At 63.0% G+C, this 18,329-nt stretch carries 22 protein-coding genes; 11 read left to right on the top strand and 11 right to left on the bottom strand.

The features are described from left to right. The first annotated feature begins 172 nt into the window (after positions 1–172). Entirely contained in the window at positions 173–568 is a 396-nt protein-coding gene (locus LAQ73_RS09515; protein ID WP_224268051.1) for a DUF8159 domain-containing protein, read from the top strand. 12 nt (positions 569–580) lie between these two features. Next, on the top strand, positions 581–1,135 hold the full coding sequence (locus LAQ73_RS09520; RefSeq protein ID WP_224268052.1) for a hypothetical protein: 555 nt from the start codon (positions 581–583) through the stop codon (positions 1,133–1,135). Between the two features lie 111 nt (positions 1,136–1,246). Here LAQ73_RS09520 and LAQ73_RS09525 read toward each other — a convergent pair whose 3' ends face one another. The 3 genes from LAQ73_RS09525 to LAQ73_RS09535 form a co-directional block, all read right to left on the bottom strand. Continuing rightward, positions 1,247–1,627 carry a DUF7500 family protein gene (locus LAQ73_RS09525; protein WP_224268053.1) on the bottom strand — a complete coding sequence of 127 codons (381 nt, stop codon included), beginning with the start codon at positions 1,625–1,627 and terminating at the stop codon, positions 1,247–1,249. 32 nt (positions 1,628–1,659) lie between these two features. Then, positions 1,660–2,004, bottom strand: a complete 345-nt coding sequence (locus tag LAQ73_RS09530) for a hypothetical protein (RefSeq protein ID WP_224268054.1) — start codon at positions 2,002–2,004, stop codon at positions 1,660–1,662. Positions 2,005–2,103: 99 nt separating this feature from the next. After that, complete coding sequence (locus LAQ73_RS09535) at positions 2,104–2,715, bottom strand: archaellin/type IV pilin N-terminal domain-containing protein (RefSeq protein ID WP_224268055.1); 612 nt, start codon at positions 2,713–2,715, stop codon at positions 2,104–2,106. A gap of 367 nt (positions 2,716–3,082) precedes the next feature. Between LAQ73_RS09535 and LAQ73_RS09540 the strand changes: the two genes are divergently transcribed. The 7 genes from LAQ73_RS09540 (at position 3,083) to LAQ73_RS09570 (ending at position 9,600) form a co-directional block, all read left to right on the top strand. Further along, positions 3,083–3,988, top strand: coding sequence for a FlaD/FlaE family flagellar protein (locus tag LAQ73_RS09540; protein ID WP_224268056.1), 906 nt, complete (start codon positions 3,083–3,085; stop codon positions 3,986–3,988). Between the two features lie 4 nt (positions 3,989–3,992). Continuing rightward, positions 3,993–4,436: an archaellum stator protein ArlF gene (arlF, locus tag LAQ73_RS09545; protein WP_224268057.1), complete on the top strand. Its 444-nt coding sequence runs from the start codon at positions 3,993–3,995 to the stop codon at positions 4,434–4,436. Further along, on the top strand, positions 4,437–4,892 hold the full coding sequence (gene arlG / locus LAQ73_RS09550) for an archaellum stator protein ArlG (protein ID WP_224268058.1): 456 nt from the start codon (positions 4,437–4,439) through the stop codon (positions 4,890–4,892). A 17-nt stretch (positions 4,893–4,909) separates the two neighbouring features. Then, positions 4,910–5,659 carry an archaellum protein ArlH gene (gene arlH / locus LAQ73_RS09555; RefSeq protein ID WP_224268059.1) on the top strand — a complete coding sequence of 250 codons (750 nt, stop codon included), beginning with the start codon at positions 4,910–4,912 and terminating at the stop codon, positions 5,657–5,659. A gap of 1 nt (position 5,660) precedes the next feature. Continuing rightward, complete coding sequence (locus LAQ73_RS09560) at positions 5,661–7,343, top strand: type II/IV secretion system ATPase subunit (RefSeq protein WP_224268060.1); 1,683 nt, start codon at positions 5,661–5,663, stop codon at positions 7,341–7,343. Positions 7,344–7,355: 12 nt separating this feature from the next. Beyond that, positions 7,356–9,095 carry an archaellar assembly protein FlaJ gene (flaJ, locus tag LAQ73_RS09565; RefSeq protein WP_224268061.1) on the top strand — a complete coding sequence of 580 codons (1,740 nt, stop codon included), beginning with the start codon at positions 7,356–7,358 and terminating at the stop codon, positions 9,093–9,095. A 100-nt stretch (positions 9,096–9,195) separates the two neighbouring features. Continuing rightward, on the top strand, positions 9,196–9,600 hold the full coding sequence (locus LAQ73_RS09570; RefSeq protein ID WP_224268062.1) for a FlaD/FlaE family flagellar protein: 405 nt from the start codon (positions 9,196–9,198) through the stop codon (positions 9,598–9,600). A 142-nt stretch (positions 9,601–9,742) separates the two neighbouring features. Here LAQ73_RS09570 and LAQ73_RS09575 read toward each other — a convergent pair whose 3' ends face one another. The 3 genes from LAQ73_RS09575 to LAQ73_RS09585 form a co-directional block, all read right to left on the bottom strand. Next, positions 9,743–10,111, bottom strand: a complete 369-nt coding sequence (locus tag LAQ73_RS09575) for a hypothetical protein (RefSeq protein ID WP_224268063.1) — start codon at positions 10,109–10,111, stop codon at positions 9,743–9,745. A gap of 63 nt (positions 10,112–10,174) precedes the next feature. Beyond that, positions 10,175–10,966 (bottom strand): hypothetical protein, encoded by a 792-nt coding sequence (locus LAQ73_RS09580; protein WP_224268064.1) that lies wholly within the window; start codon positions 10,964–10,966, stop codon positions 10,175–10,177. Between the two features lies 1 nt (position 10,967). Continuing rightward, on the bottom strand, positions 10,968–11,123 hold the full coding sequence (locus LAQ73_RS09585) for a hypothetical protein (protein ID WP_224268065.1): 156 nt from the start codon (positions 11,121–11,123) through the stop codon (positions 10,968–10,970). 121 nt (positions 11,124–11,244) lie between these two features. On the opposite strand from LAQ73_RS09585, the gene LAQ73_RS09590 reads away from it, so the two are divergent. Together LAQ73_RS09590 and LAQ73_RS09595 are read left to right on the top strand one after the other, a co-directional pair. Next, positions 11,245–11,424: a hypothetical protein gene (locus LAQ73_RS09590; RefSeq protein ID WP_224268066.1), complete on the top strand. Its 180-nt coding sequence runs from the start codon at positions 11,245–11,247 to the stop codon at positions 11,422–11,424. Positions 11,425–11,475: 51 nt separating this feature from the next. After that, the gene (locus tag LAQ73_RS09595; RefSeq protein ID WP_224268067.1) at positions 11,476–11,967 is read left to right on the top strand and encodes a DUF7974 family protein; all 492 of its coding nucleotides are present in this window, start codon (positions 11,476–11,478) and stop codon (positions 11,965–11,967) included. A gap of 33 nt (positions 11,968–12,000) precedes the next feature. Here the strand turns inward: LAQ73_RS09595 and LAQ73_RS09600 are convergent, their stop codons facing one another. The 5 genes from LAQ73_RS09600 to LAQ73_RS09620 all read right to left on the bottom strand — a co-directional run bounded on the left by LAQ73_RS09600 (position 12,001) and on the right by LAQ73_RS09620 (position 18,178). Beyond that, complete coding sequence (locus LAQ73_RS09600) at positions 12,001–13,287, bottom strand: ABC transporter ATP-binding protein (RefSeq protein WP_317988503.1); 1,287 nt, start codon at positions 13,285–13,287, stop codon at positions 12,001–12,003. Beyond that, positions 13,280–14,398, bottom strand: coding sequence for an ABC transporter ATP-binding protein (locus LAQ73_RS09605; protein ID WP_224268068.1), 1,119 nt, complete (start codon positions 14,396–14,398; stop codon positions 13,280–13,282). Before LAQ73_RS09605 ends, LAQ73_RS09600 begins: the two co-directional genes overlap by 8 nt. Further along, positions 14,398–15,399, bottom strand: coding sequence for an ABC transporter permease (locus LAQ73_RS09610; protein ID WP_224268069.1), 1,002 nt, complete (start codon positions 15,397–15,399; stop codon positions 14,398–14,400). The genes LAQ73_RS09605 and LAQ73_RS09610 overlap by 1 nt, the downstream gene beginning before the upstream one ends. A 2-nt stretch (positions 15,400–15,401) precedes the next feature. Continuing rightward, entirely contained in the window at positions 15,402–16,400 is a 999-nt protein-coding gene (locus LAQ73_RS09615; protein WP_224268070.1) for an ABC transporter permease, read from the bottom strand. Between the two features lie 104 nt (positions 16,401–16,504). Beyond that, entirely contained in the window at positions 16,505–18,178 is a 1,674-nt protein-coding gene (locus tag LAQ73_RS09620) for an ABC transporter substrate-binding protein (protein ID WP_224268071.1), read from the bottom strand. Positions 18,179–18,329 lie beyond the last annotated feature (151 nt).

Consider the following 18,329-nt stretch of genomic DNA (forward strand, 5'->3'; position numbering starts at 1 on the left):
AACGAATCGAACGCGGCCGACCGCGGAGTCTGCCAGTACGTTTTTGGTGGGGGTGTCTGTAGCAGACGTTACGATGAAAGAGAGAGTAAATTTTGACAACTGGTCACGTAGACAACTAGTCGGTGGGTTCGGTGCCGCCGTCGTCGGCGGGGGCGCAGTCGGTCTGTTGACCGTGCGCGGAGAGCAGCGCGAACGGCCGGTCGAGACGATGGAACCGAACGGCGACGGCACGTCGTCGGCGGGTGAGCTCCGCTGGTTGCTCGTCGACGCGGGTATCGACGTCGGAGAGATGGTGAGCCACGGCGACGACCTCGTCGTCCGATACACCTCGGGAGCAACGTCGCTCGACGAGCACAACCGCGAACTCGTCGAGGTGACGAGTCAGTTCGTGAGTCACGTCCAAAACGACGGCGGCGGCGCACGACTCGTCGCCGAGGTGAACGACCGTTTCGACGACGTCGAGACGCAATACCACGTCACCGCCGAGTGGGCTAACGCCTACCTGAACGAGGAGATGAGTTCGATGGAGATCGTCAACACCGTCGCGCGCACCGAGCGGACGCGGTAGGAGCGCTGTTCGATGGTCGCATCCGAACTCAGTCTGACACTCGTTTCGGCGGTCGGTGTCGTCAGCGCCGCCGCCGCGGTGCTCGTCCGACACGTCGGCTACCCGTCGGAGTACGAGGCGAAAGCGAAGGAAGCGCAAGTACGGCGACTCTCGGGCGGTTCGACAGAGCTTCGTTCGCTGACCGAACTCTCCTCGTTCGTCGCCCGGCAGGGAACCGAATCGGACCGGAACACCGCCCGCGCCGCCGACGCCGGCGTGTCGCTCGCGCGCACGCTCGAAGACCCCGACCGGTTGAACGGTCTCTCCTCGGAGCTCTCGTTTCTCCACGAACCGACGCAGACGCACGAGCAATGCGTCTCGAACCGCAAGAAAGCGATGTTGCTGTTTCTCGCGGCCGTGATGGGCAACGCGGGCGTCGCCTACGGCCTCGTCTTCGCCGAGCAGACGACGCTGCTCGCGCTGACGGAGACGGCGCTGTTCAGCGTGAGCGTCCTCGCGTTCGGCGGGGCGCTCTGGCGAACCGCGCAGTTGCTCACCGGTCGACGAACGCTCGATCAGATGGCGTAGCGGGTTCTCTTCCTTCGAGGAAATCACAGTTCGACCGGTTGCAGCATCGCTGCCGCTCGGCCAGTGAATCGTTGCGACAGACGAGAGCGCAAAGCGCGCCGGGTGCGCTCGCTACTCCTCTCGTGTCGTTCGTTCTGCCAGTTCTCGAAACGTTGCGTCCGGAAGCGTCGCGTCGTCGTGGTTCGCAAACCACGTCGCAAGCGACGCGAGCAACTCCTCGGCGTCGTCGGCGACGAAACGCCGGTGGGAGACGCGGCCGTCGACCGACGCGGTGAGTTCGACCTCGAACCGCGGGCCGTCCTCGTCGGTGACGGACGTCTTCGTCTGATTCGTTCCGTCGTCGTCGCTTGTGACGACGAACGAGTGTTCGCCGCGCTTTCGGACGTGGTCGTCCGCTTCGATGTCGAGGTCCGCGGGTTCAAGGACGCCGCGCGATATCGGCGCGCTCCGTCGCGCGTCCGACTGGCGTCGGTCGTCGTCTTCGGAGTCCACGGACCGTCGACTGTCGTCGGAGCGGAACACGGTTACGGTTCGCTCCGGGAACTGGTCGTAGACGTAGCGGTGCTCGCTTCGTCTACGATGTGCAGTGCCAGTTCGTACAACATCACTCCGGCGAACAGCGTCGCCGCGCCGAACACGACGGCGGCCGCGCCGACGTACAGGTCGTCGACGACGCTGCTGAACACGCCGAATGATGCGCCGATACTCGTGACGACGACCATGCGCCAGCCGCGCGAGAGGTTCGCGTAGCCGACGATGAGCGTCGGTTCGATGCCGACGAGTCGACACCATACGACGTACAGTGCCGTGTCGAACTCGAACGCGAGGACGGTGAGTCCTACGAGTACCAGAAACGTCGAGTCAATCATTGCGATTCGGTGTGAGAAGTGTGTTCGCGGGTCGGGAGGTGTGTCAGCCCCGACCGCGAGAATCGAGGGGTGTGTCAGCCTCGATGGTTGGTGAAGTGCTTAGACTTCGACGGACGAACCTTCTGCGCTGCTGAGGGATTCCGGCACGTTCACGATGTACGTGTACTGGCTGCCGGACTGCGTAACGAAGCGGACCGTCGCGCTGCTACCCTCTCCGAGGACCTCTGGTCCACCATTCGTGTCGAGGGAAATACCGACCTCGAACCGGTCCGACTTGGACGTGAGGACGGGAACGGTGCTCTCGCCCTTCAACTCGCTAACGCTGAATTCATCACCCTCTACATTGGTGATATCCTCCCCACCGTGCAGAAGCGTGGTCTTCCCGTCTGGGCCGATAAATTCGACGGTGGCGTCGCCCATGTCAATCTCCCCTGCACCGGGCGACTGCATGACCGTGAAGTGGAGATCGGTGATTGCGGGATTGCCGTCATCGTCCGCGCCGACGTCACCAACAGCACTGGCGACGAGCACCTGGTTCGACACTTGTTCGCTGGAATCTTGACTGGTTGCCGTTGCTTGGTTTTGCAGGAAGCCGGCGGTGTTGATGAGAACACCGGCGGCGACTGCCGCCACGAGAATCATGGCGATGAAGATGATCAGGGTCTCGATACCGACCTGACCTCGGTCGTTGGATTTGTTGAACGGTAGCATGGTTGGTTAGGTTCTTGCTAACCGCGCTTTGACGCGGCTTATTCACCCCGAGAATACAATGGAACATAAACCTTTGCCCTTAGAAGACAGTCTGGTACAAAATAATGTAATCTATACGTTAATTTCTCTCCGACAAGTAATGTTGACTTAGATACCTCTCAAGCCCGGACAGAGCGAGCCACATGGAGTGTTAGAAGGGGGCTAAAAAGCCATCTAACGGCCGAGAACGTCGAAATCTACGGAGTGGCCTGAGAGACGCCAAAGCCGGTCATCTCGTCGTCCCTGTGCTGTTAAACACCCAATTTATCGGGACTCTAATATCTATGGAAAGGTTTTATACGTACTAATTTTCAAGAACAGACATAGTATGGATATCGGAAACGTTCTGCGCTCGCTCGGACTCGAGGCGCTCGCACCCGTGTCACAGGAGGAGCGAGAGGAGACCGACCGCTCCGGTGGGGCCGCCGACGGAGTCGACGAGTCCGCAGAACTCGACGAGGAAGGAGGGACGGGCGTGCGCGACGGCGACGACGCCGATGGAGTCGGGTCTGGAGACGCTATCGAGGATCTCCGGCACGAACTCGACCAGGTCGCCGCCGACCTGGAGACGACGCAGTCGAAACTGCGGGCCGTCCAGAGCGAACGCGACGACATGGTGGCGCGCTTGGACGGGCTCGAAGACGACACCGCACAGCTACTCGGCGTGTACGACCGGCTGACCGCGGAGGTCAACCCGTTCGACGAGCAGTGGCGGCAGTCCGCGGAGGGGCGACCCAGCGAGGGGGACTCGCGATACGGCGTCGTCTCCGTCAGCGACGGGTCGTCGAACGGCTCGGTCGTGGAGACGAACGGCCACACGGACACGCACGCACGCGAGGATAACGAGTCGACCGACAAGGCGGTCGAGGAGACGCCACCCGCGCCGCCCGTCGACGCCACGGAGTCGATACCGCAGGCGCAGGTACCTTCAGAAGTGTATCTCCGCGGGCTCGCGCCCTCGTTCGCCACAGAAGTGCTGTTGATGGAGTGGATGACGATGCTCATCGACAGCGCCGGCCCCGGCGGCGCGATGAAAGCCGTCGACTACTACGAGCGCATCAACTGGATCGACGAGTCGGTGAAGAACCACCTCGAAGACCTGCTCGGCGGCGTCCAGACCGCGCCGCTGACCGCCGACGGCGTCGTCGACGACCTCACGAGCGAGGAGCACAGTCAGAGTTTCGCGTACATCATGAAACTCGACGGCCTCCGAGCGACGACGAACGTAACCTAAACAGATGGGGTTCAGCACGAGCGCCGCCGCCACCATCATCTTCATCGGCGTTCTGCTGAGCTTCGGCTTTCTCTACCCGGTCGTCGAACAGAACCTCGAAGCCCACACCGAGGCGTTCGACGACCGAGACGACCGCTTTCTCACCCAACGAAACACCGATATCGCCTTCGACAGTGCAACGTACGACCCGGACACCAACACGCTTGTCGTCAGCGTGAACAACATCGGGACGACGACGCTCCGAATCGACGAGACCGACCTCCTCGTGGACGGAAATATTCAGACCGAGTACGCCACGGACGTCGACGGCGCGTCCGACAGAACGCTGTGGGTGCCCGGTGAGACGCTCACGTTTACCGTCGACGGAATCACCGAACAACCGGACCGCGTCAACGTCGTCACCGGATTAGGCGTCCAGATCTCGACGTCCGTCGAGGGGACGGCCTGAATGTCCAGCAGCGGTATTACCCAACTCGTGCTGTTCATCGCGGCGCTGACCGTCGCCGCGGGCGTCGCAACCACGCTGACGACGAACGTCAACGACATCAGCAACTCGCTCGACAGTCGCGGCGAGACCATCGTCGAGGGAATCGACACCGACGTCGAGATCATCAGCGACCCGGGAAGTCCCGACTCGATCTACGACGACACAGAGGGCGCTGAGACGGTCACGCTCCTCGTCAAGAACACCGGCGAGCGGACGCTTGCGACGGACAGAGGCATCGACGTGCTCATCGACGGACAGTACGTCCCTGTCTCGAGTATCGAGATTGTCAGCGATGCGTCTGCGTGGCGTCCCGGCCAAACTGTGAGCATTACCGTCTCGGAGACCCTCACGCCCGGCGAACACCGCGCGGTCGTCCGCGTCAACGGCGACTCCGCGGAGTTGCTGTTCCACATCTGACAACCCAACCAAGAACCATGAACGGATACTACTCACTCGGACTGACGGACCGCGACCGAATCGACGCCTCCTTCGGCGGCGGACTGCCGCGGGGCAGTCTCGTCCTCATCGAGGGCGGCCACGGCGCGGGCAAGAGCGCGCTCACCCAGCGCTTCTGTTACGGCTTCTGCGAAACCGGCCACTCGGTGACGTACGTGTCGACGGAGCTCGAAGCGGCCGGCTTCGTCTCGCAGATGCGCTCGCTGTCGTACAGCGTCGTCAGCCACATGCTCTCCGAGCAGATGTTGTTCCTGCACGCGGACGTGGACACGCGCGACCGAATCGACGGGGAGGCGGCCGGTCTCGACGGCCGCGAGATGTTGACGCGACTGATGCACGCGGAGACGATGTGGCGAAGCGACGTCGTCATCGTCGACGGCTTCGACTCCATCTTGCTACACGACCCGCGCTTCGAGGCCATCAGCGACGAGAACGACGAGGACGACCTGATGCAGAACCTCATCACGTTCTTCCGGCAGATCGTCACCGACGGAACGACCGTCGTCTTCACCGTCAACCCCGAGTCGCTCAGTCCGAACACGCTCCGCCCGCTGCGGACGGTGTCGGACGTCTACCTCGACATCGAGACCAAGAGCGTCGGCAGCGAGATTCGCCGCAACGTGCTCGTCCGGAAGTTCGGCGGCATGGGCGAGCAGGTCGACGACAACATCGGCTTCACCGTGCAGTCGGGCCGCGGCATCAGCATCGTGAGTCGGACGGTGGCCTAGGATGTCGGACCTCGGAACCACGAAACTCTCCGGGGAACTGCGCGCACTCGCACAGCAGCACCCGCATCTGGACGAACACCTCCAGCGCTTCCGCGCCGAGTACAACGAGTACCCGGTGTACACCGAGGAACTGGACGACGAACACGAGGTGCGCCGGCCGAACGTTCTCTACCCGACAGTGAAGAACGACCACCCCGTCTTCTGCCACGTCTTCGGCGACACCGGCGTGCCGACGAAGTACTACGCGGTCGAACCGTCGCTGGACGAGGGCGACGCGGCGACGTACCGTCGAATTCGCCAGCGCATCCTCGACGAGAGTGTCTCTCGACCCGCTCCGGGCGACATCGAGCAGTTTCAGGCCCACCTCGACGAACTGCTGAACGAGGTCGTCAACATCGGCACGCCGAGGACCCGCCTCGGATCGCTGCTCAGCGGACGCATCACCGTCCGCGAGGAGACCTTCGACACGATTCGATATCTCCTCCAGCGCGACATCGTCGGTCTCGGCCCGCTCGCGCCGCTTATGGGCGACCCCGAGAACGAGGACATCCACGTCATCGGCCCCCACGAGTGTTTCACCGACCACGGCACCTACGGGATGTTACCGACGAGCATCAACTTCGGGTCGCCCGACGAGTTCGAAAACTGGCTTCGCAACCTCGGCGAACGGATGGACACGCCCATCAGCGACTCGAACCCCGTCATCGACTCGACGCTCCCCGACGGCTCGCGTATCAACATCATCTACTCCGACGACGTGAGTATCAAGGGGCCATCGCTGACGATTCGGCAGTTCAACGAGGTGCCCCTCTCCATCCTCCAGATCACGAAGTGGGGGACGCTCAGCCCCGAGATGTCGGCGTACCTGTGGCTCTGTTTAGAGAACGACCAGACCATCTTCGTCGCCGGCGAGACGGCGTCGGGGAAGACGACGACGCTCAATGCCATCCTCTCGTTCATCCCGCGGGACGCGAAGATATACACCGCAGAGGACACCGCCGAGGTCCTGCCACCTCACAGCACGTGGCAGCAACTGCTCACCCGCGAAGGACAGGGTAGCGACGACAGCACGGACGTCGACATGTTCGACCTCGTCGCGGCCGCGCTTCGTTCGCGTCCCGACTACATCATCGTCGGGGAGGTCCGTGGTGCGGAGGGGCGGATGGCGTTTCAGGCCGCCCAGACCGGCCACCCCGTGATGCTGACGTTCCACGCCAGCGACATCGTCTCGCTCATCCAGCGTTTCACCGGCGACCCCATCGCCGTCCCGGAGACGTTCATGGGCAACTGCGACCTCTGTGTCTTCCAGAACCGGGTGAAACTCGGCGACGACATGGTGCGTCGCGTCACGAGCATCCAGGAGATAGAGGGCTACTCGAAGGAGGAAGGTGGCGTCGTCACCCGACAGGTATTCACGTGGGACCCTATCGAGGACGACATCATCTTCACCGGGATGAACAACTCCTACGTGCTGGAGGACCGCATCGCACCGCTTCTGGGTTTCGAGGACTCGCGGAAGATCTACGACGAACTGCTGCGCCGCGCCGAGATCATCCGGCGGCTCATCGACTCGGATATCTTGCAGTACGCCGACGTCAACCAGGCCATCGAGACGTTCCAGAACGACGGTGTCGAGGCGCTGCCGATAGATATCGCCGGACTGACCGAGGTCGGCGGGCGGTAAGTCGTGGCGACGATGGACGGCGGCTCGGGCGGGGACGTCGCGCGCGAGGAGTCAGAGAGCCAGTTCGACTTCCAGCAGATGTTGGAGTCGCTCGAACGCGGCTACTACACGATGGAGATGCCGTACGAGCGGTATCTGTTTCTCATGCTGTTGCCCGCGCTGTTGTTCGGGCAGGCGACGTTCATCGCCGTCCTCGCGTTGGAACCGGAACTCGCCGTCAGCGCGCCGCTCGTCCTGCTTTCATTTTTCGTGCCGGGGGTCGCCCTCGTCTACCCGCAGCTCGTCCACGACCGGAAACGAAAGGACACCAGAGAGAAGTTCTACCTCTTTATCACTCACATCACCGTCCTCTCGACGACGAACATCGATCGCGTCGAGATCTTTCGGACGCTCGCCCGCGAGGAGGAGTACGGCGCTATCGCCGAGGAGATGGGGCGCATCGTCGCGCTCGTCGACACGTGGAACCAGAGTCTCGACGACGCCTGCCGGATGCGCGCGAAGTTCGTCGCCAGCCCGCTGATGGAGGACTTCCTCGAACGGTTGGCGTACTCCGTCGGCGCGGGCCAACACATCAGTGAGTTCCTGCTCAACGAACAGGACTCCATCATCCAGAGTTACACCACCCGCTACGGCAGCCAACTCGACCGTCTCGGACTCGTCAAGGACGTTTACATGTCGGTGAATCTCTCGGTGACGTTCGGGCTGGTGTTCGCCATCGTCATCCCGTTTCTCATCGGCATCAACCCGACGGCGGCGCTCATCGCCGTCATCTTCGGGTCCATCTTCGTCCAAGTGATGTTCCTCTACGCGATGAACAGCATCGCGCCGAAAGACCCCGTCTGGTTCCAAAGCGAGATCTCCCTCGAGAGGAACGTCCGCATCCGGACGAGCCTCGTCGTCGGCGCGGGGTTGTCGCTGGCGCTCACCGCCGTCTGTTACGCCGCGCTCCAGGGTATGTTACCCATCGACGCCGGAAAGATTCCGCTGCCGCTGTACGTAGCCATACCCTTTACGCCGCTTTTTCTCCCAGGGGTCGTGATGCAGCGAGAGGAGAAACGCGTGAAGAACCGCGACGAGGGGTTCCCGTCGTTCATCCGCGCGCTCGGAGCCGTCGAGAGCGTCAAACAGAGTTCGACCTCGTCGGTGCTCGCCAGCCTCCGAAAGAAGGACTTCGGCGCGCTCACCGCGAACATCTCGAACCTCTACCGGCGGTTGAACATGCGTATCGACTCGCAGCTCTCGTGGACGTACTTCTCCGCGGAGACGGGGTCGTTTCTCATCCAGAAGTTCAGCGACATGTACGTCAAGGGCCGACAGATGGGCGGGGAACCGCGCCAACTCGGGACGCTCATCAGCCGAAACATGACCGCCGTGTTGAACCTCCGCCGGAAGCGTTCACAGGAAGTCGGCACGGTGCTCGGCGTGCTCTACGGCGTCGTCCTCTCCAGTACGTTCGCCTACTACGTCGCACTGGAGGTCGTCCGGGTGCTCAAGGACATCTCGACGCAGATGGACGTGGACTCGAACATCGTCGGGTCGCTTCTGAACCCCTCGGTGTACACTATGCCCGAGATCGAGTTTCTCCTCTTGGTCGCCATCGTCGTCAACTCGTTTTTCGCGTCGATGATCATCCGCGTCATCGGCCGCGGGCACTCGATGACGTCGCTGCCGCATTTCGCGCTGCTCGTCTGGTCGAGCTCCATCGTCGCCGTCATCACGAGCGAAGTCGTCAGTTCGCTCGTCGCGTTCTGAGGCTGCTGTTCGACCTCGACGTTCATTTCATCAATAACGTAATCTCGCCTACGAAACGTATTTAACGGGCCACCCTAATCACTCGCGGGAGGACACTGACATGCCAAGAGACCGTTCGGCCGGCAGCGAGCAGACGAAACCGTATCTCGGCACCGTTCCCCGCGACGCCGCCGAGAACGTCACCGCGATGGAGTGGGCACGGTATCTCGGCCGCGAGTTCGGGCCGACGGGCGCGATAAACGCCTTGGCGTACTACCGGGATATCGACTGGATCAGCGAGCGTGCGCGCCGGATGATGATTCGCCACGTCCGCGGCCTCTCGCTCGAAGAACTCGACAGAGTCAGCGACGACCCCGTCGAGATCGACGCCGCGCTCGACTCGCTGAAGGAGTCGCCGTTCAGACGACACGCGAAGTCGCTGGAGTTCATCGCAAAGATGGCCGGGACGGACGTCGAGACGGACCTCGTCTCGCTTCGTCACCCCGACGAACACACGGTCCGATAGGTTTCACTCTCAATTTTCGCGGTGAACGAGACGGGAGCCGAAGCTATCGAGAGCAGAGAACAGCGGCTATCGAGAGCGGAAAGCGGCTGCATGGGAGAACGCGGTCGCAGAGGACCGTCCGCGCGCGGTCGAGCGTTCGGATTTAGAGGATGGCGAAGCGGTAGACGACGCTCAAAAACGCGCCGCAGGCGATGGCGAGACTGACGAACAGCGCGGCGAAGAGCGGATGGCGGACGGCGTCGAGAACCGTTCCATCCTCTTTCATCTCGGCGCTGATGATCATCGCGCGGACGACGGCGAACACGGCCGCGGCGAACACGACGAGGCCGAGGGCGGCGATGCCGACGATGACGTCGTCGCGGTTGAAGTCGAAGAGCATGCCCATCGCCCCGAGGAGGACGCCCGTGAACAGGCCGCTTACCGTTATCGCTGCCGCTTTCTGGTTCGCGCTCAGTCCGTTCGAGACGCTGAGCGCTTTGGCTTGGAGGGAAGTACTATCTTTCGTCGACATTGTTCTGTAGCTGAATGTATGCTGTGAGTGATAGATGATAACTTCTCTGGTTGTCGCAGGCGGTCACCGGCGCGGTAGCGGCGAGAAGAGAGCGGCGAGACGCCGAAGCGTGTACAGGAGCGCGGCGAGCGTCGGCGCGCAGAGTGCGACGTAGCCGACGACCCACCCGTCGATTCGGAGGTGGTCGACCGCCGAGAGGCCGAGCGTCTCCCCCGAGAGCGTCAGCACCGTCCCCGAGGCGACCATCCAGACGAACACCACCACGGGGAACGTCCAGAGGTAGTGCCAGCTGCTCGGCGAGATCCGGTATCTCCGCCGGTACCGGTCCGCGGCGGATAGCTGGCCCAGGTAGTAGATCAAGAGGAGGTAACACGCCGGAACGGTGATGACGGCGATGGCCGCCGAAAGCATCGTCATCTGGTCGGAGATGGGGACGCTGACGAACGGGAACAGCGCCGCCGCCGGCACTAAGCCGACCAACGAGAAGGAAGCGACGGTGACGAGTGCCCCGGCTGACCCGGAGTCACGAACCCAGAGCTCGCCCATCTCGGCGAGGTAGTCGCGTCGCCACTGGTAGAGTCGAAACGCCAGAAACCGCGCGCAGAGAAGTGTCGCCAGCATGACGACGGGGTCGGCCGCGGCGCTTGCGAGCGTCGAACGCAGCGAGACGCCGTACACCACGACGCCGATAAGCGCCATCTCGATGAAGAGCACGGTCAACAGCATGCCCGTGACCGCCCACAGCCACGGCGAGACGACCCACCTGAGCGTCGGACGCGCGGCCTGAGGCGGCCGGGGGGTGTCGCCCGCACGGCCCGAGGCGACCCGCTTCGATCGCTCGTCGCGGAGCTCCACGCTATAGACTGACCTCGGCGATGACCGTGAGAACGACGAGGATGAGTCCGAACAACAACAACGGCGCGACGTTGAGTGGGACCTCTGCCCGGTCGGTCTGTCGTTCACCGTCGGCTCTCGCCGACGAGAGCAGCGCGTAGACGGAACTGACGTTCATTATCTACGGCAATTCGTACACTCTATTTAAACACTTCTCTAGCTATCGTCCTTATATCATATTAAAACACACTCACGAACATTTATGAGACCGTTGGGTGTACGGTCGGACGAATCGAACGATGCAGCTACTCACCGGTCTGTTCGTCGGTCTCGGTCTCGTGACCGTCGGTCTCTCGTTTCTTCGACTCGTTCGGACCAACAGAACCGACGCGATGTATCTCCGCGTCATCGAGGGCTGTTTCGCCGCCGTCCTGGTCGTCTCGGGGTTCGGGCTGATGTTCGTCGCGTTGCTGACGTAGCGAACACACGAGTCGACAGAGCCATCTGCGCGACGCTCGATACGAACCCCTATGCCACGGAGAACGCCCGCCTCGTCGGACGGCGAGAGTCGGTACGGCTTCGAGGAGAGCGGCAGGTCGTTCGCCGATCGACTCGGTCAGTTCGTCCCCCAACCGCTGGCGCGCCGCGGGTTGTCGATTCGGCTCTCCGTCGAGCGGACCCGCTACGAGCGGGGCGAACCGATCGACCTGACGATCACGATACGGAACCAGCTCCCGGTTCCGGTGACGGTGGCGACGCCGAGGCGACGGCTCTGGGGGTGGACCGTCGACGGCCTGCTGGAGGGAAGCGACGAACCGCGCTATCTGAGCGACAGTCCGGGGTCGTTCGCCTTCCGCGCGAAGGAGACAAAAGTGATCGAACGGACGTGGAGCGGCCGTCTCAAACGCGTCGGCGACCGGACGACGTGGGAGCTTCCCGACCCCGGCGTCCACGAGATCGGTGCGTTCGTCGCAACCGGAGACGGTCGCTTGCGTGACACTGTCGAAATCGAGCTCGGATGAGAAAGTGACGCGACGACGGGCGCACGGTCCGTCTCAGTCGGCGTTGGCGGTGTTGTCGATGCGTTCGTTGTGGAGGTGACACGCCGCGTGGTGGACGCCCGTGCCGTACTCCGTCTCGACGGTGTAGTCGGGTTTCTCCTGCGCGCAGATGCTCGGTTCTGCGAACGACTCCCGGAGGAGTTCCTCGGCTTGCTCCCACTCGCCGCCGAGCAGCGAGTCGATGGCCGTCTCGACGATGTCACCGGCCTCGCTGCCGGGGACGCCCTGCTCGAAGAACTCGTTTCGCAACTGTCCCTCGTTCTCAACCTCGAACGTCCGCCGGGTGACCGCCCGCATGAAGCGGCGCACGCCCGCCCACTCGGGTTCGGTCATGTCGTACTGCTCGGGCGCGATGAGTTTCGGACATCGGGTCCGGAACCGGCAGCCCGACGGCGGGTTGATGGGCGAGGGGACGTCCCCTTCGAGGAGGCCGCGACGACCCTTCACCCGCGGGTCGGGAACCGGAATCGACCCGAGCAACGCCTGGGTGTACGGGTGCTGGGGGTTCTCGTACAGCTCCTCGGTCTCGGCGAGTTCGACCATCTGGCCGAGGTACATCACGGCGACGCGGTCGGAGATGTGCCGGATGACCGAGAGGTCGTGCGCGATAAAGAGGTAGGTGAGGCCGAACTCGTCCTGCAGTTCCTGCATCGTGTTCAGCACCTGCGCTTGAATCGACACGTCGAGCGCCGACACCGGTTCGTCGCAGACGATGAAGTCGGGGTTGACCGCCAGCGCCCGCGCGAGGTTCACCCGCTGGCGCTGGCCGCCGGAGAACTGGTGGGGATACCGGTTGTAGTGCTGGGGGTCCAGCCCCACTTTCTCCAGCAGCTCGCGGGCGCGTTCCTCGCGTTCGCCCTCGTAGAGGCCGTGCGCGCGCATCGGCTCCTCGACGATGGTCCCGATCTTCATCCGGGGGTCGAGGCTGGACTGGGGGTCCTGGAAGATCATCTGCATGTCTTCGCGCTGCTGGCGCAGCTGCTCCCCGGAGAGGTCGGCGATGTTGCGCCCGTTGAAGTAGACGGCCCCGTCCGTGGGCTCGACGAGCTTCAACACGGTGCGCGCGAGCGTCGACTTCCCACACCCGGACTCGCCGACGAGCCCCAGCGTCTCGCCGCGTTCGATCTCGAAGGAGACGTCGTCGACGGCTCTCACCTTCGGCTTCGGGAAGAAGCTGTCGAGCAGCCCCGACCCCTGTGAGTAGTGTTTGGTCAGTCCCTCGATGCGGAGAATCGTCTCGGCCTCTTCTCGCGTGTTCGTCTTGGTCGTGGTGCTACTCATTGGAATCACCTTGTGTTTCGATGATGTCGCCACCGAAGGCGGCGGTCGCCTCCGTGTCCAGCGGTTCGGAGTCCTCGTAGCCGACGTCCTCGTACTTCACGCAGGAGACGCGGTGCGGGTAGCCCTCCGGTCCGCTGACGTCCTGATAGACGGGTCGCGTCCGGCGACAGACTTCGTGGGCGTCCGGACAGCGGGTGTGGAACCGACAGCCCGGCGGCGGATTGATAGCCTCCGGCATCACGCCCTTTATCGGATTGAGTTCGTCGACCGTCTCGTCGGGACGCGGCATCGAGTCGAGCAGCGCCTCCGTGTAGGGGTGTTTCGTCTCGTAGAACAGGTCGTCGACCTCCGCCTGCTCGATGATCTCGCCGAGATACATCACGTTGACGCGGTCGCAGATTTCGGCGACGACGCCCATGTCGTGGGTCACCCAGAGGAAACTCGTGCCGTACTTGTCCTGGAGCTCGTCGACGAGGTCCAGAATCTGGCCCTCAACGGTGACGTCCAGCGCCGTCGTCGGTTCGTCGGCGATGATGAGACTCGGTTCGCAGGAGAGCGCCATCGCGATGAGCACGCGCTGGCGCATCCCGCCGGAGAACTGGTGGGGATAGCTGTCGTAGCGCTCCTCGGGTTCGGGGATGCCGACCTCCCGGAGCATGTCGACGGCGATCTCCTTGGCCTCCGTTCCGGAGACATCGCGGTTGATCTCGATGAACTCCCTCAGTTGGCTGCCGACGGTGAATACGGGGTTGAGCGCCTCCATCGGGTCCTGGAAGATGATGGCGATCTCGTTGCCGCGAATCTCCTCGCGCATCTGCTTGTTCGACAGCATCTCGTCGGAGGGGCGGCGCTCGCCGTCCGGGCCCTCCTCGAAGTCGAGGATGACCTTGTCGCGGTACTTGACCGTCCCGCCGACGACTTCGCCGGGTTCCTCGACGAGCCGCATGATCGAACTCGTGGCGACGGATTTGCCCGCGCCGGACTCGCCGACGAGGCCGACGAGCTCTCCTTCGTTCACCGTGAAGCTGATGCCGTCCACCGCGCGGACGACACCCTCCTCGGTGAAGAACTGTGTCTGCAAGTTTTCGACGGTGAGTAGTGGGTCTGCCATCAGTTGTTGATCCGTGGGTCGAGTGCGTCTCTCAGGCCGTCACCGACGAGGTTGAAGCCGACCACCGTGATGAGGATAGCGATGCCGGGCCAGATGCTGAACCACGGGTCCGGCAGCAGGTACTGCCGGGACGCCGAGAGCATCTGCCCCCACGAGGGCGTCGGGGGCTGTGCGCCGTAGCCGAGAAACGAGAGACCGGCGATGATGAGGATGTTGATGCCGACCTGCAGCGTCGCCTGCACGAGTACCGGCGCGAAACTGTTCGGGACGATGTGTCTGAGGATGATGTTTCTGTCGCGTACGCCAGCGGCTCTCGCCGCCTCGATGTAATCTTCCTCGCGGACGCTCAGCACCCGCGAGCGGATGAGGCGTGCGAACGTCGGAATCGTGGCGATGCCGACGCCGACCATCGCGAACGTGAGGTTGCGCCCGAAGGCGGCCATGAACGCGATAACGAGCACGAGAAACGGGATGGCGAACAGGGTCTCGGCGGCGCGCATCAGCGCGTCGTCGATCCAGCCGCCGTAGTAGCCGGCGACCGCGCCGACGAGCGTCCCCAGCACCAGCGCGATGCCGGTGGAGACGATGCCGACCGTGATGGCGATGCGCGTGCCGTAGAACAGGCGGACGGCGATGTCACGGCCGCGGTGGTCGGTGCCGAGCGGGTGTTCGAGCGTTCCGGGCGTCATCGGGTAGATCTCGTTAGTTAGCCCGTACGGCGGGAGCAGAATCTCCGCCTGCGAGGGGTCCCGGTTGGGGTGGTACCAGAACGTCTCCGCGAACCAGAAGTCGAGGAAGACGCCGTCGACGTACGCGAACAGCGCGATGGCGGTCATGATCGCGACGATGACTAGCCCGGTCAGCGCCGTCGGGTCGCGTTTGATCTGCGAGACGGTGTACCAGAGGCCGACGCGGGCCTCGAACTCGTCGTCCTGCGGTTCGTCGGCCGCGCCACCGTCCGGGCCGTCGATTTTCTGTGGAGTAGATGTGTCGGGTGCCATGGTCAGTCACCTCCGTCGAAGGAGACTCTCGGGTCGACGTACGCATACGAGAGGTCCGTGATGATGACGCCGACGACGAAGACGACACCGAACATCAGCGTCGTCCCCATCACCAAGAGGAAGTCCTGGTTCTGAATCGCCGTAATGACGAGCCGTCCCATTCCGTTGATGGAGAAGACGGTCTCGGTCAGGACAGCGCCGCCCAGCGCCGTCGTCAGTTGGAGACCGACGATGGTGATGAGCGGGAGCTGTGCGTTGCGGAAGGCGTGCTTGCGGAGAATTTTCCCCTCGCTGACGCCGTACGCGCGGGCGAGTTTGACGTACTCTTCGCCCAGCACTTCGAGCATCGAGGAGCGCTCGATGCGGGTGAACGCCGCCATCTGGAGCGTGCCGAGCGTGATGGTCGGCAGTATCAGATGTTGAATGGCGGTGATGATGACGTCTATCTGATTAGACGCCCCGTCGACCGTCGCTGGGGCGGCCCACGGCATCACCAGACTCGTCGCCGGAAGCACGTTGAGGTTGTACGAGAAGATGATGATGAGCATCAGGCCGATCCAAAAGGACGGCGTGCTGACGCCCAGCAGGGCGACGACGCGCGAGACGTGGTCGGCAGGCTTGTTCCGACGCTTCGCGGAAATGACCCCCAGCGGCACCGCGGTAGCGAGCGCGAACGAGAAGCTCGACACTATGAGCAGCATCGTCACGGGCAGACGCTCCATGATCTTCTGCGTCACGGGTACGCTGTAGTAGAGGCTCTCACCGAGGTCGAGGCGGATAACGTCGAAGAGGTAGTTGAAGTACCGAACGTACAGTGGTTGGTCGAGGCCGAACTTCGCTCGGATGGCTTCGGCCTGCTGTGCACTCGGCGACGGGCCGAGCATGATGCTCACCGGGTCCCCCGGGATCGCATCGGTCAAAAGGAACGTAATAGTCACGACTCCGAGCAGGACGGGGACCGCCTGGAGGAGCCGACCGATCGTGTATCTGAGTCTACTCATTGCTGTCTGTCATCCCTGATTGCAGCCTGCGGCAGTACGGTTGTGAATGGTTTCCACGGCAAGTATCGAAATACTGAGCGAAAGAGACTCGGGCTGTAGCGAGTCTACTTGTCGACCGAGACGTTGTTGTGGTTCGACGAGAGGTGGAAGCTGTCCACCGGGTGCGACGTGAAGTCGTTGACGTAGTCTTTCACGCCGTAGCTGTTCTTGAGGTTGTACGCCGGCAGGTGCGCGCGGTCTTCGAGGACCGTCGTGATCCCTTCGGTGTACAGCTGTTTGCGCTGCTCCTGGTCGGCCATCTCGCGGGCCTGGACGAACTTCTGGGTCGCCTCCGCCGCGCGGTCGCTGGAGTCGTGGTAGAACGTCCCGTCGGTGACGCCGAGGGTGTCCTCGGTCGCGCCGAACATGTAGTAGGTGAACGCGTCGGGGTCGGGCGTGCCGGACCACCCGAGCGTGTACATGTTGTAGTCGTCCTCGCTGCCGGAGACGTACTGGTCGAGGAAGGCACCCCAGTCGAGCCGCTGGACTTCGGCGTTGAAGCCGGCTTCCTGCAGCCCGTTCGACACCGTCGTGCCGATCTGTTCACGCTTGTCGTCCGGCGGGACGATGATGCGCCACGAGTAGTCCTGGCTGACGCCGGCCTCCTCGAAGAGCTGTTGGGCCTGCTCGATGTCCTTGCCGTGCGGGATCTGCTCCCACTGACTGACGTCGAAGCCCCACTCGTCGGCGAGCGCCTGCGGGAGCGGGCTGTACTGCCGGAGACCGGTCGGCTCGACGAAGTTCGAGACCGCCTGGTCCATGTCGAAGCAGTAGTCGACCGCTTCGCGGACTTTGGGGTCCGTCGTCGGACCTTCCGCGCAGTTGAACGCCATGTAGAAGTAACCGATACCCGGCACTTCGTCGATGCTGGCGTCCTGAATCTGTTCGACCGAGGAGTACAGCTGCGGCGGGATCTCCTCGATGATGTCGTTCTCGCCGTTGCGAAGCGTCGTCACGCGGGTCGTCGCCTCCTCGACGGGGACGAACTCGACTTGGGCGAGGTTCGGCATCTGGTCGCCCCAGTAGTCGTCGTAGCGGCTGATACGGACGAACTGGCCTTCCTGCCAGTCGTCGAACTGGAACGGACCGGAGCCGACGGGCTTGCTCGTGTTGAACGCGTCTTTGTCGTTCTCGCGGACCGACTTCGGGACGATGCTCCACGCGAGCGTCGTCTCGAACGCGCCGTAGGGGTACTTGAGGTTGAAGACGGCCGTCTTCTCGTCGGGCGTGTCGATGGACTCGACCATGTTCACCTCGGAGGCGTTCTGCGTCTCCTCGTTGACCGGTGCCTCGAAGGAGTACTTCACGTCCTCGGAGGTGACGGGGTCACCGTTCTGGAACGTCGCGTTCTCGGCGATCTGGACCGTATACTGCGTACCGTCGCCGTTGACTTCCGGTTCGCCGGCCGCGAGCGCGGGGACGAGACCGGTCGACTCGTTGTACTCGTAGAGGCCCTCGAAGATGTTCTGTGCGACCTGCTGGGAGGGAACGTCGTTGAGCATGATGGGGTCGAACTCGAGGGGACTCTTGACGAGACCCATCTTGAGCTGACCGCCTTGGGAGGCCTGTCCGTCGCCGGAGCCGCCACCGCTCTGGTTGCCGTCGCCGCTCTGGTTACCGCCGGTGTCGTCGCCGCCACCGCCGCCTGAGCAGCCTGCTACGCTTGCGATACCTGCGACGCCGAGACCCTGCAGCATCCGACGTCGGTTGATCAGTTGGGAGTTGTTATCTTTCGTCATGCGCTGTCACATCACTCGCGAAGGATACCAGTTCGTCTTTGCCGATTATATAAATACCTAACGCTCCGAAGACGTATCTCTCAACAGAGTTTAACAATAAGGTCCAGTTTTGGACGATTGTAGGTTCCCGGCCACGTCAGTTGTCGTTTCG

This window comes from Haloprofundus salinisoli, assembly GCF_020097815.1.
Taxonomy (GTDB): domain Archaea; phylum Halobacteriota; class Halobacteria; order Halobacteriales; family Haloferacaceae; genus Haloprofundus; species Haloprofundus salinisoli.

What these genes read in the sequence shown, in the direction of transcription:
- LAQ73_RS09520 (WP_224268052.1), top strand. Translation starts at nt 581, where the DNA reads ATGGTCGCATCCGAACTCAGTCTGACACTCGTTTCGGCGGTCGGTGTC.
- LAQ73_RS09530 (WP_224268054.1), bottom strand. Translation starts at nt 2,004, where the DNA reads ATGATTGACTCGACGTTTCTGGTACTCGTAGGACTCACCGTCCTCGCG.
- LAQ73_RS09535 (WP_224268055.1), bottom strand. Translation starts at nt 2,715, where the DNA reads ATGCTACCGTTCAACAAATCCAACGACCGAGGTCAGGTCGGTATCGAG.
- LAQ73_RS09540 (WP_224268056.1), top strand. Translation starts at nt 3,083, where the DNA reads ATGGATATCGGAAACGTTCTGCGCTCGCTCGGACTCGAGGCGCTCGCA.
- arlF (WP_224268057.1), top strand. Translation starts at nt 3,993, where the DNA reads ATGGGGTTCAGCACGAGCGCCGCCGCCACCATCATCTTCATCGGCGTT.
- arlG (WP_224268058.1), top strand. Translation starts at nt 4,437, where the DNA reads ATGTCCAGCAGCGGTATTACCCAACTCGTGCTGTTCATCGCGGCGCTG.
- arlH (WP_224268059.1), top strand. Translation starts at nt 4,910, where the DNA reads ATGAACGGATACTACTCACTCGGACTGACGGACCGCGACCGAATCGAC.
- LAQ73_RS09560 (WP_224268060.1), top strand. Translation starts at nt 5,661, where the DNA reads ATGTCGGACCTCGGAACCACGAAACTCTCCGGGGAACTGCGCGCACTC.
- flaJ (WP_224268061.1), top strand. Translation starts at nt 7,356, where the DNA reads ATGGACGGCGGCTCGGGCGGGGACGTCGCGCGCGAGGAGTCAGAGAGC.
- LAQ73_RS09570 (WP_224268062.1), top strand. Translation starts at nt 9,196, where the DNA reads ATGCCAAGAGACCGTTCGGCCGGCAGCGAGCAGACGAAACCGTATCTC.
- LAQ73_RS09575 (WP_224268063.1), bottom strand. Translation starts at nt 10,111, where the DNA reads ATGTCGACGAAAGATAGTACTTCCCTCCAAGCCAAAGCGCTCAGCGTC.
- LAQ73_RS09585 (WP_224268065.1), bottom strand. Translation starts at nt 11,123, where the DNA reads ATGAACGTCAGTTCCGTCTACGCGCTGCTCTCGTCGGCGAGAGCCGAC.
- LAQ73_RS09590 (WP_224268066.1), top strand. Translation starts at nt 11,245, where the DNA reads ATGCAGCTACTCACCGGTCTGTTCGTCGGTCTCGGTCTCGTGACCGTC.
- LAQ73_RS09595 (WP_224268067.1), top strand. Translation starts at nt 11,476, where the DNA reads ATGCCACGGAGAACGCCCGCCTCGTCGGACGGCGAGAGTCGGTACGGC.
- LAQ73_RS09600 (WP_317988503.1), bottom strand. Translation starts at nt 13,287, where the DNA reads ATGAGTAGCACCACGACCAAGACGAACACGCGAGAAGAGGCCGAGACG.
- LAQ73_RS09605 (WP_224268068.1), bottom strand. Translation starts at nt 14,398, where the DNA reads ATGGCAGACCCACTACTCACCGTCGAAAACTTGCAGACACAGTTCTTC.
- LAQ73_RS09610 (WP_224268069.1), bottom strand. Translation starts at nt 15,399, where the DNA reads ATGGCACCCGACACATCTACTCCACAGAAAATCGACGGCCCGGACGGT.
- LAQ73_RS09615 (WP_224268070.1), bottom strand. Translation starts at nt 16,400, where the DNA reads ATGAGTAGACTCAGATACACGATCGGTCGGCTCCTCCAGGCGGTCCCC.
- LAQ73_RS09620 (WP_224268071.1), bottom strand. Translation starts at nt 18,178, where the DNA reads ATGACGAAAGATAACAACTCCCAACTGATCAACCGACGTCGGATGCTG.